Here is a 10,016-nt window from a genome sequence, read left to right on the forward strand (position 1 = left end):
ACGTTCCCCCCGGCGGGCGAGGCCGACCCCGACACCGTGGCCTCCCACGGCGACACCGTGACCGTCGTCGTCGCCGACCGCGGCCCCGGGCTGACCGAGGAGGAACTCAGCCGGGTCGGCGACCGCTTCTGGCGCAGTGGCCGCCACCAGAACATCAAGGGCTCGGGCCTGGGCCTGTCCATCTCCCACGCCCTCCTGGCAGCGGGGGGCGGCACCCTCACCTACGGCCGGCACGAACCGCAGGGGTTGGTGGTGACGGTGCGGGTGCCGCGTGGGGGGCATGGGGTGTGACGGGCGGTGGGTGTGGTGGGTGTGGTGGGCGTGGCGGGTGTCGAGGAGCCGTGGGCCCGGGTGTGACGGCGTCCATGTCTACGGTTTCACCGAGCGGTAGTACCGGCGTGCGCCGGCGTGCAGGGTCAGCGGGTCCGTGTAGATCGCCGTGCGCAGATCCACCAGCTGGGCCGAGTGGACGTGGGCACCGATGCCGTCACGGCTGTCGATGACGGTCCGGGTGAGCCACTCCGTGAGGCGGGGGTCCACGTCCTCGCGGGTGATCAGCAGATTGGAGACCGCCATGGTGGCCACCGGTTCGTCCAGGATCTCGGGGTACGCCGACTCCGGCATGGTGGCGGGGCGGTAGTAGCGCATGGCCTCGCCCTCGCCGTGCAGTTCGGCGACGAAGTCGGCGTCGAGGGGGAGGAAGTCGAAGCGGTAGGTCTGCGCCAGTTCGTCCAGGCCGCTCGTGGGCAGTCCGCCCGACCAGAAGAACGCCTCGATGTCACCGCTCTTGAGGCGGTCGGGCGCGGTGTCTATGCCGTCGTCCAGGGGCGTGATGCCGGTGTCCGGGTCGATGCCTGCCGTCTCCAGCACCCGGTCGGCGATCAGCCGCACGCCGGAGCGCTGGGGTCCGATGGCCACCCTCTTGCCGCGCAGATCCGCCACGCTGGTGATGTCCGAGCCCTGCTTGACGACGATCTGCGTGTAGTCGTCGTAGAGGCGCGCGACCCCGCGCAACTGGCTCGCGCCGGCGCCGTCCTGGAGTTTGTACGACTCCACCGCGTCGGCCGCCGCGATGGCGAAGTCCGCCTCGTGGGTCGCCACGCGTTCGACGTTCTGCTGGGAGCCGTCGCTGGTCTGCAACTGGATGTCCAGGTCCGGCATGTCCTGGTCCAGCTCGGCCCGCAGCAGTTCGCCGTACTTCTGGTAGACGCCCGCCGGGGTGCCGGTGCTGAAGGTGACCGTCCCGCTCGGCGGCTCCTCGCCGAGCGGCAGCAGCCACCACAGCAGGAGTCCCAGGACGACGACACCGGCGGTCGCGCCCTGGAGCGCCCGGCGGCGGCCGATCCGTGGGAACACCTTGGACATGTGCGCGATCCTGCCAGGCGGAACGGCGGGGTGACCAGGATCGGAATCACAACGAGACCTGGGGGAGGGCGGGGAGGGAGGAGGAGACGGGAGGGAGAGCGGGCCAGGGGCGGGCCAGGGGCGTTGTCAGTGGCGGCGGTTACAGTCTGTGCATGAGTCAGTCGCCTGCCGCATTGGTCCGTGAATTCCACCGTGCCTTCGGGCTGGACGCCCGCAGTTCCCCCACCGAGGTCTCCCCGGAGCTGGCGGCCCATCGCGGTGAACTGCTGGCCGAGGAGGCGGCGGAGGTCGCCGAGGTGTCGGTCGAGGGCCCGCTCGACCGGCTCGCGCACGAACTGGCGGACGTCGTCTACGTCGCCTACGGCACCGCCCTCGTGCACGGCATCGACCTGGACGCGGTCCTCGCGGAGATCCACCGCTCCAACATGACCAAGCTGGGCCCCGACGGCCAGATCGCCCACCGCGCGGACGGCAAGGTGCTGAAGGGGGAGCACTACGACGCCCCGGACATACCGGCGGTGCTGCGGCGGCAGGGGTGGGAGCCCAGTGGCGGGTGAGCAGGGGGGCAGGGGGCAGGGGGTGACCGGGTCCTCGCCGGGTCGGTCACCGGCAGTGGCGGTCCCGGGCACCCTCCGCCCCCCCTCAGGGTCAGTCGCCCACCGGGGTCCTCTCCGGCTCGGAGGGCTGCTGCTTCTGGGGCTCGCGGCGGGCCGTGGCCCTGCGGGTCCAGAGGGTGGCCAGGGGTTCGGTGTAGCGGGCGGTGAGGGGGCCCACGACGACCAGGATGAGGACGTACGCCGTGGCGAGGGGGCCCAGGGACGGTTCGATGCCGGCCGTGACCGCCAGGCCCGCGATGACGATGGAGAACTCGCCCCGGGCCACCAGCGCGCCGCCCGTGCGCCAGCGGCCCTTGGCGGAGATTCCGGCGCGGCGGGCCGCCCAGTAGCCGGTGGCGATCTTCGTCGCGGCGGTGACCACGGCCAGGGCCAGAGCGGGCAGCAGGACCGGCGGGATGCTGGCCGGGTCGGTGTGCAGGCCGAAGAAGACGAAGAAGACCGCCGCGAACAGGTCCCGCAGCGGGCTCAGCAAGGTGTGCGCGCCCTCGGCCACCTCCCCGGACAGCGCTATGCCGACCAGGAACGCGCCGACCGCCGCCGAGACCTGGAGCTGCTGGGCCACGCCCGCCACCAGGATGGTCAGGCCGAGCACCACGAGGAGGAGCTTCTCCGGGTCGTCGCTGGAGACGAAACGGGAGATCACCCGGCCGTAGCGCAGCGCCACGAAGAGGACGAGGCCCGCCACGCCCAGGGCGATGGCCAGGGTGACGCTGCCCGCCGCGAGGCTGACGCCCGCCACCACCGCCGTCACGATGGGCAGATACACCGCCATCGCCAGGTCCTCCAGGACCAGGACACTGAGGATGATCGGGGTCTCGCGGTTTCCGATCCGGCCCAGGTCGCCCAGCACCTTGGCGATCACGCCCGAGGACGAGATCCAGGTCACGCCCGCCAGGACGACGGCCGCTACCGGGCCCCAGCCCAGCAGCAGGGCGGCGATCGCGCCCGGGAGCGCGTTCAGCGCGAAGTCGACCAGGCCGGATGGATAGTGGGTCTTGAGGTTGGAGACCAGATCGCTGGCCGAGTACTCCAGGCCGAGCATGAGCAGCAGCAGGATGACGCCGATCTCGGCGCCGATCGCGATGAACTCCTCGCTCGCGCCGAGCGGCAGCAGACCGCCCTCGCCGAAGGCCAGACCCGCCAGCAGATACAGCGGGATCGGGGAGAAGCTCAGCCGCGCGGCCATCCGGCCGAGCAGGCCGAGGCCGAGAATGATGGAACCGAACTCGATGAGCAGGACCGCGGAGGAATGCACCCGTTCACTCCCGCCCGAGTATCGCCGCGGCAGCGTCGACGCCCTCGCGGGTGCCGATGACGATCAAGGTGTCACCGCCCGCGAGCCGGAAGTCCGGCGTCGGGGACGGAATGGCCTCCGCCCGGCGCAGCACGGCGACCACGGAGGCGCCGGTGTCGGTGCGGATGCGGGTCTCGCCGAGCACCCGGCCGTTCCAGTGCGAGGTCGCCGCCACCTCGATGCGCTCGGCGACCAGGCCGAGCGCGGTGGTGTAGAGCAGGCTCGCGCTGGAGTGCGACGGCTTCAGCGCGCCGATCAGCGAGGCCGCCTCGGCGCTGGTCAGCCGGAGCGACTGGGCGCAGGAGTCGGGGTCGTCGGTGCGGTAGACGTTCACCGTGCGGGCGCCGTCGCGGTGGGCGACCACGGACAGATGCCGGTGTTCCTTGGTGACCAGGTCGTACTGGACCCCGATGCCCGGCAACGGCGTCGCCCTCAGGCGTGGAGCGGACACGATCTCTTCTCTCCCTCGTGCGTGACTCAGGCGGGCTCAGGCGTGGCTCATGGGCGATCCCATGGGTGCCTCGCGGGTGGCTCATGCAAGGGTCCATGAGCGGTCCGCGAGTGGTCCATGAGCGGTCCCGTGAGTGGTCCGTGGGCGGCTCAGGCCGGGCCGTTCCCCGTGGACCGGTCCGATTCCGACTCTCTCGCCGGGTCTGGGACCGGCGTCGGGCGGCGCCGCCATGCTGCCACCCTCGCATACCGTGGCGACATGGGTGTTGTGACGGATATACGCGGCCCGGAGCCGACGGCGACGCTGACGGCGGCACACCCGTGCCGCCGCGGGGCCCGTCGGATCACAGGGAGCGGAACCGGGAACGTGTCGCTGTTCTGGCGGATCTTCTCCCTCAATTCCGCGGCCCTCGTCGTGGCCGCCGCGCTGCTGCTGGGCCCCGTCACCGTCTCCACGCCCGTGCTGCTCGGCGAAGCCCTCGTCGTCGGCGCCGGGCTGGCCGTGCTGCTGGTCGCCAACGCCCTCGTGCTGCGCGTCGGCCTCGCCCCCCTCCAGCGCCTGGGCCGCTCCATGGCCACCGCCGATCTGCTGCGCCCCGGCGCCCGCGCGGTCGTCGCCGGTCCGGCGGAGACGGCCGGGCTGATCACCACGTACAACACGATGCTCGACCGGCTGGAGAGCGAGCGGGCCGGGAGTGCGGCCCGTGCGCTGTCGGCGCAGGAGCGGGAGCGGCACCGGATCGCGCGGGAACTGCACGACGAGGTCGGGCAGACCCTCACCGCCGTGCTGCTCCAGCTCAAACGGGTCGCCGACCGGGTGCCCGCCGAGCTGCGTGAGGAGGTGGGCCAGGCGCAGGACGCCACCCGCGCCGGGCTCGACGAGATCCGCCGCATCGCCCGCAAGCTGCGCCCCGGCGTGCTCGATGAACTCGGCCTGGTCAGCGCCCTGCGCTCGCTCGCGGGCGAGTTCACCGGGCACGGGCTGACCGTCCGGTACGACCTCACCGGTGAGCTGCCCCCGCTCGACGCCGGGACGGAACTCGTCCTCTACCGCGTCGCCCAGGAAGCCCTCACCAACACCGCCCGGCACTCCGGCGCCGACCGCGCCGCACTCCGGCTGCGCGTCCTCCCCGACGCCGTCGAGCTGACCGTCCGCGACAACGGCCGCGGCCCGGGCACCGGCCCCGAGGGCGCGGGCATCGCCGGCATGCGCGAACGCGCCCTGCTCGTCGGCGCCGACCTCACCCTCACCCCGGGGAGCGACGGCCGGGGGACGGTCGTGGGGCTGCGGATACGTGTGGGCGAGACGGAAGATTCTGTGGGCGGGGCGCGGGCCCCGGCGTGTGAGTCCAGCGGCCCCGCGCACCCCCCACGCCCCGACGGAGTACCCCGATGACCGCCCCCGCCCGCGTTCTCCTCGCCGACGACCACACCCTCGTACGGCGTGGTGTGCGGCTCATTCTCGATGGGGAGCCGGATCTGACGGTGGTCGCCGAGGCCGGGGACGGGGCCGAGGCGGTCGAGCTGGCCCGCGCGCAGGAGCTGGATCTCGCGGTGCTGGACATCGCGATGCCCCGGATGACCGGGTTGCAGGCGGCCCGTGAGCTGTCCCGGCGGCTGCCGGACCTGCCCATTCTCATCCTCACGATGTACGACAACGAGCAGTACTTCTTCGAGGCGCTCAAGGCCGGGGCCTGCGGATATGTGCTGAAGTCGGTCGCCGACCGGGATCTGGTCGAGGCATGCCGGGCGGCCGTGCGCGGGGAGCCGTTCGTGTATCCGGGGGCGGAGCGGGCGCTGGTGCGGTCGTATCTGGAGCGGCTCCAGCGCGGTGACGGGCTGCCCGCGCGGGCCATCACCGAGCGCGAGGAGGAGATCCTCAAGCTGGTCGCCGAGGGGCACACCTCCAAGGAGATCGGCGAGCTGCTCTTCATCAGTGCCAAGACGGTCGAGCGGCACCGGGCCAACCTGCTCCAGAAGCTGGGGATGCGGGACCGGCTGGAGCTGACGCGGTACGCGATCCGGGCGGGGCTGGTGGATCCCTGACCGGCCGGCGCGTACGGCCCCCCCCGGAGGAAACCGCACGGCATCACCGTCCGGGACGACGGTGATGCCGTGGGTGGCTCCGCAGACCGGCAGACCGGCAGACCGCAGACCGGGCCGCCTGCCGGAGGTGGGTACGTCGGTCAGAAGGGGTACGTCGCCTGCGTCGCGCGGGACGTGATCCAGCGGGTCTCCGTGAACGCCTCGATGTTGGAGGCCCCGCCGAACCGGGCCCCGGTGCCGGAGGCGCCGACACCGCCGAAGGGGGCCACGGCCTCGTCGTTCACCGTCTGGTCGTTGATGTGGACGATCCCGGTCGGGATGCGCTCGGCCAGTTCCAGGCCGCGCATGGCGTCACCGGTGAGAATGCCCAGGGACAGGCCGTACGAGGAGGAGGTGGCCAGCGTGACCGCCTCGTCGACGTCGTCGAAGGCGCGTACCGGCGCGACCGGGCCGAACACCTCCTCGGAGTAGGCGGGGGCGGCGTCGGTGACCCCGGCGAGCACGGTCGGACGGTAGAACAGGTCCTGGTACGTGCCGCCCGCCACCAGCCGCGCGCCCGATTCGACGCTCGCCGTGACCAGGCTGTGGATCTTGTCCCGCTGGGCCGCGTCGATGATCGGGCCGAGCGCGACATGCTCCTTGTCGGGGTTGCCGACCGGCAGGTGCTCGGCCTTCTCCGCGAGCCGGGCCACGTACTCGTCGACGATCGAGGAGTGCACCAGGTGACGGCCGGTCGTCATGCAGATCTGGCCCTGGTGGAAGAAGGAGCCCCAGGCGGCCGTCGAGGCGGCCTTGTCGAGGTCGGCGTCCGGCAGCACGATCAGCGCGGAGTTGCCGCCGAGTTCGAGGTGCGCCCGCTTGAGGTTCTCCGCGGCGGCGGCGCCCACCTTGCGGCCCGCGGCCGTCGAGCCGGTGAACGAGATCACCCGCACCTGTGGCGCCAGCACCAGCGCCGACCCGGTGTCGGCGCCGCCCGGCAGCACCGCCAGCACGTCCTCGGGCAGCCCGGCCTCCTCCAGCACCCGTGCGATCACCACACCACCGGAGACGGCGGTCCGCAGATCCGGCTTCAGCAGCACGGTGTTGCCGAGCGCGAGCGCGGGCGCCACGGAACGGATGCCCAGGATGAGCGGGGCGTTGAAGGGGGCGATGACGCCGACCACACCGGCCGGGACCCGGCGGGCCAGGCTCAGCCGCGGCTCGGCGGTGGGCAGGATCTCCCCGAGCGGGCGGGAGAGCAGCGCGGCGGCCTCGTAGCACTCCTGCGCGGCCACGGACGTCTCGAAGGCGGCCTTGCCCGGTATGTTGCCGCCCTCGCGTATCAGCCAGTTGTGGATCTCGGGGGCGTGCTCGGTGAACAGATCGCCGGCGCGGCGCAGGATCGCCGCGCGCTCGGTGTACGGGGTGCGGGCCCAGGCGGTCTGGGCGCGGGCGGCGCGCTCGGCGGCGTGGGCGACGTCCTCGGCGGTGGCCAGCCCGATGACCTCCAGGACTTCACCGGTGGCCGGCTCCATGACGGGGGCGGTGCCGCCCGCCGGGACCGTCCAGCCGCCTATGCCGGCCTTGCCGGACCAGATGGTGGGATCGAGCAGAGACATGACGGCCTCCAGAGGGCGGGTGTCGTGGCGGGTGACAAGGCGGGGGGTGGGAAGGGGGTACCTGAAAGGGGAAGGGGGTACCTGAAAAGGTCCGGGTGGGCCGGGGAGACGGCGGCCGGAGTACGCGGGCCTACGGCTGGAAGTCGCCGTCCGTGGAGACGGTGACCTCCAGGACCAGCGGCTCGGTGCGCTCGGTCAGTTCCGGGCACAGCGCGTCGAGGGCCGCGCACAGCTCGTCGTACGTGCTGATCCGTTGGGTGGGGCAGCCCAGGGACTCGGCCAGGCCGGCCACGCTGATCTGTTCGAAGGCCGGCCACGGGGGCTTGCCGCCGTGCTGTTCGGCGAGCTTGTCCATGACCGCGTACCGGCCGTTGGCGAGGACGATGAAGACGGCGCCGACGTGGTACTGGACGGCGGTCCACAGGGCCTGGATCTGGTACAGGGAGGAGCCGTCGCCGACCACGGCGACCACCGGGCGGTGCGGCCGGGCCATCCGGACGCCGACGGCGGCGGGCAGCGCGAAGCCGAGGCCGCCCATCGCGGCGCTGAGGAAGCCGAGCGGGGCACGGGCGGGGAGCAGGGCGTGCAGATCGGGGCGGGAGGACGGGCTCTCCTCCACCACGACCGTGTCGGCGGGCAGCCGCCCGGCCAGCGCGGTGAGCACATGGGCCGGGTTCAACGGGCCCTCGCGGTAGGCGAGTCGGCGGTCCAGGCGGACCGGTACCGCCGAGCGCGGCTCGCGCGGCGGGGTGCGGCGGGCCAGCCGGTCGCAGAAGTCGGGGAGCGGGGCGACGACGGCGAGCTGTACGGGGGAGTGGTGGGCCTCGGCCGGATCGTCGGTCACCACGACCACCTGGGCATCCGTCAACTTGCCGGACTTGTAAGGGTATTGGCGCAGGAAGGGGCCGCCCACGCACAGCACCAGGTCGTGCGGGGCGAGCACGTCCCGCAGCCGGGGCCGGTCGGCCGGCAGGTGCCCGGCGAACAGCCGGTGGTCCTGCGGGAACCCGGCGCGCGCCCCGAACGGCTCCTGCCACACGGGGCAGTCCAGCCGCTCGGCCAGCGTCGTCAGGGCCGCCCAGGTGTCCGCGTGGTCGGCGCCCGAGCCCACCACCAGCACCGGGGAGGCGGCCTCGGCGAGCCGGTCGGCGACCTCGGCGACGGCCCGCGGATCGGCCGTCGCCGACCGGCGCACCACCTCGGGGGCGGCCACCGGCAGATCCTCGGCGGGCTGTGCCCAGTCGTCCATCGGGACCAGCACCAGCGCCGGTCCGCGTGCCTCGCGGGCGGCGTGCACGGCCCGGCCGATGGCGCCGGGGACGTCCTGGGCGCGCGGCGGGGTCTCCACCCGTACCGGATAGTCCCCGGCCAGCCCTTCGAGGCGGCCCGCCAGGAACGGCTGCTGGGCCAGATGCCGGCGGTCCTGCTGGCCGACCAGGACGACCAGCGGGGCCCGGTTGACGCGGGCGGTGGCCAGCGCGCCCACCGCGTTGCCGAGTCCGGCGGTGGTGTGCAGCAGGACGAGGGCGGGTTCGTCGCGGGCCAGCGCCCAGCCGGTGGCCGTGCCGACCACCGAGCCCTCGTGCAGGGAGAGCACGAACTCCAGGTCCGAGGGCAGATCGGTGAGGACCGACACCTCGGTGGAGCCGGGGTTGGAGAAGAGGGTGGTCAGGCCGTGCAGCCGCAGGACGTCGAAGGCGGCGTCCTTGACGGTACGGACGGTGTTTGCGGTACCGGCGGTACTGGCGGGCGCGGACGCGCCGGGGGCGTCGGCGGGCTTCTCCGTGCCGCGCACGGTCGTCGGGGCGGTCATGAGCGGGTGCTCCGCGCCGGGACCGGCTGACCGCCCAGGGTGACGTTCGACCGCAGCCAGCCGGTCAGCGCCTCCGTCAGGCCGGTCTCGGACACCTCGGGTTCCCCGGCGGCCTCGCGCACCTCGGCGATCCGCTGGATCACCTCGCGGTGGTACTCGCGGACCACGGTCGCCGCGTGGCGCGGGTCGCGCGAGGCGATGGCGCCGACGATCCGCATCCGGCCGGCGTGCAGCGGGCCCGAGACCCGCCCGAAGTCGCCGTGCGTACCGCCCGAGAGCTTCACGGCCATCCCGATCTGCGCCTCGGTGAGGAACCGGCACAGCGCCGCGAGCAGCGGGTTGTGCGAGATCTCGGCGAGCACGGTGAAGAAGGCCTGGAGCGTCGCGGCCGACTGCTCCACGCCGTCGGGCGACTGGCCCGGCAGGCCCGGCTGGGCTGCCTGGGCCGCTTCGCGCAGCCGGGCGATCTCCTCGTCGGTGGCGTGCTCGGCGGCGAGTTCGGCGGCGTAGGAGTTCAGCGCGCCGAGCAGGCCGAGCGTCTCGCGGGCGCCGACCTTCTCGACCTGCACCACCGAGGCGATGGACACCGCGAGCAGGGTGTCGCCCTGCGCGGTGATGGTGGCCCGGCTGCCGTTACGGGTGTTGACCAGCCCCATCGCGGTCAGTACCCGCACCGCTTCGCGCACGGTGGGGCCGCTCACGTCGTAGTACGCGGCCAGCTCACGTTCGGACGGCAGCCGGGAGCCGTCGGGCAGGGTGCCGCTGAGGATCTGCGCGCGGAGGTCCTGGACGATCGGGTCGGCCACCCACCCGCGGAAGATCTTCGCGGGGGT

The 10,016-nt window shown here is 73.2% G+C and carries 10 protein-coding genes; 4 read left to right on the forward strand and 6 right to left on the reverse strand.

The window, feature by feature from the left end; all coding sequences use genetic code 11:
- The coding region (locus ACFXAZ_RS08275) for a sensor histidine kinase (RefSeq protein ID WP_384586591.1) at positions 1-291 on the forward strand (291 nt) is incomplete at its 5' end.
- A gap of 78 nt (positions 292-369) precedes the next feature.
- On the opposite strand, the gene ACFXAZ_RS08280 is transcribed toward ACFXAZ_RS08275, so the two are convergent.
- On the reverse strand, positions 370-1,365 hold the full coding sequence (locus tag ACFXAZ_RS08280) for a TAXI family TRAP transporter solute-binding subunit (RefSeq protein ID WP_384586593.1): 996 nt from the start codon (positions 1,363-1,365) through the stop codon (positions 370-372).
- A 152-nt stretch (positions 1,366-1,517) separates the two neighbouring features.
- Here ACFXAZ_RS08280 and ACFXAZ_RS08285 point away from each other — a divergent pair, with 152 nt between their 5' ends.
- Complete coding sequence (locus ACFXAZ_RS08285; RefSeq protein WP_384586595.1) at positions 1,518-1,922, forward strand: MazG nucleotide pyrophosphohydrolase domain-containing protein; 405 nt, start codon at positions 1,518-1,520, stop codon at positions 1,920-1,922.
- A 91-nt stretch (positions 1,923-2,013) separates the two neighbouring features.
- On the opposite strand, the gene ACFXAZ_RS08290 is transcribed toward ACFXAZ_RS08285, so the two are convergent.
- Both ACFXAZ_RS08290 and ACFXAZ_RS08295 read right to left on the reverse strand, forming a co-directional pair.
- A complete protein-coding gene (locus ACFXAZ_RS08290; RefSeq protein ID WP_384586597.1) occupies positions 2,014-3,237 on the reverse strand; it encodes a cation:proton antiporter in 1,224 nt (407 codons plus the stop codon).
- Positions 3,238-3,241: 4 nt separating this feature from the next.
- Complete coding sequence (locus tag ACFXAZ_RS08295; protein WP_384586599.1) at positions 3,242-3,727, reverse strand: cation:proton antiporter regulatory subunit; 486 nt, start codon at positions 3,725-3,727, stop codon at positions 3,242-3,244.
- A gap of 366 nt (positions 3,728-4,093) precedes the next feature.
- Here ACFXAZ_RS08295 and ACFXAZ_RS08300 point away from each other — a divergent pair, with 366 nt between their 5' ends.
- Both ACFXAZ_RS08300 and ACFXAZ_RS08305 read left to right on the forward strand, forming a co-directional pair.
- The gene (locus tag ACFXAZ_RS08300; protein WP_384586601.1) at positions 4,094-5,122 is read left to right on the forward strand and encodes a sensor histidine kinase; all 1,029 of its coding nucleotides are present in this window, start codon (positions 4,094-4,096) and stop codon (positions 5,120-5,122) included.
- Positions 5,119-5,772, forward strand: coding sequence for a response regulator (locus ACFXAZ_RS08305; RefSeq protein ID WP_382692632.1), 654 nt, complete (start codon positions 5,119-5,121; stop codon positions 5,770-5,772). Before ACFXAZ_RS08300 ends, ACFXAZ_RS08305 begins: the two co-directional genes overlap by 4 nt.
- Positions 5,773-5,912: 140 nt before the next feature.
- Here ACFXAZ_RS08305 and ACFXAZ_RS08310 read toward each other — a convergent pair whose 3' ends face one another.
- The 3 genes from ACFXAZ_RS08310 to ACFXAZ_RS08320 form a co-directional block, all read right to left on the reverse strand.
- A complete protein-coding gene (locus tag ACFXAZ_RS08310; protein ID WP_384586603.1) occupies positions 5,913-7,370 on the reverse strand; it encodes a benzaldehyde dehydrogenase in 1,458 nt (485 codons plus the stop codon).
- Positions 7,371-7,500: 130 nt separating this feature from the next.
- Positions 7,501-9,183, reverse strand: a complete 1,683-nt coding sequence (locus ACFXAZ_RS08315) for a thiamine pyrophosphate-dependent enzyme (protein ID WP_384586605.1) — start codon at positions 9,181-9,183, stop codon at positions 7,501-7,503.
- The coding region (locus ACFXAZ_RS08320) for a FadR/GntR family transcriptional regulator (protein WP_384586607.1) at positions 9,180-10,016 on the reverse strand (837 nt) is incomplete at its 5' end. The genes ACFXAZ_RS08320 and ACFXAZ_RS08315, both read right to left, overlap by 4 nt.

Source organism: Streptomyces sp. NPDC059477 (assembly GCF_042749375.1).
In the GTDB taxonomy this organism is placed as follows: Bacteria; Actinomycetota; Actinomycetes; order Streptomycetales; family Streptomycetaceae; genus Streptomyces.

Excerpts from the sequence above, each read along its gene's own strand:
- ACFXAZ_RS08280 (WP_384586593.1), bottom strand. The coding sequence starts at position 1,365 with ATGTCCAAGGTGTTCCCACGGATCGGCCGCCGCCGGGCGCTCCAGGGC.
- ACFXAZ_RS08285 (WP_384586595.1), top strand. The coding sequence starts at position 1,518 with ATGAGTCAGTCGCCTGCCGCATTGGTCCGTGAATTCCACCGTGCCTTC.
- ACFXAZ_RS08305 (WP_382692632.1), top strand. The coding sequence starts at position 5,119 with ATGACCGCCCCCGCCCGCGTTCTCCTCGCCGACGACCACACCCTCGTA.
- ACFXAZ_RS08310 (WP_384586603.1), bottom strand. The coding sequence starts at position 7,370 with ATGTCTCTGCTCGATCCCACCATCTGGTCCGGCAAGGCCGGCATAGGC.
- ACFXAZ_RS08315 (WP_384586605.1), bottom strand. The coding sequence starts at position 9,183 with ATGACCGCCCCGACGACCGTGCGCGGCACGGAGAAGCCCGCCGACGCC.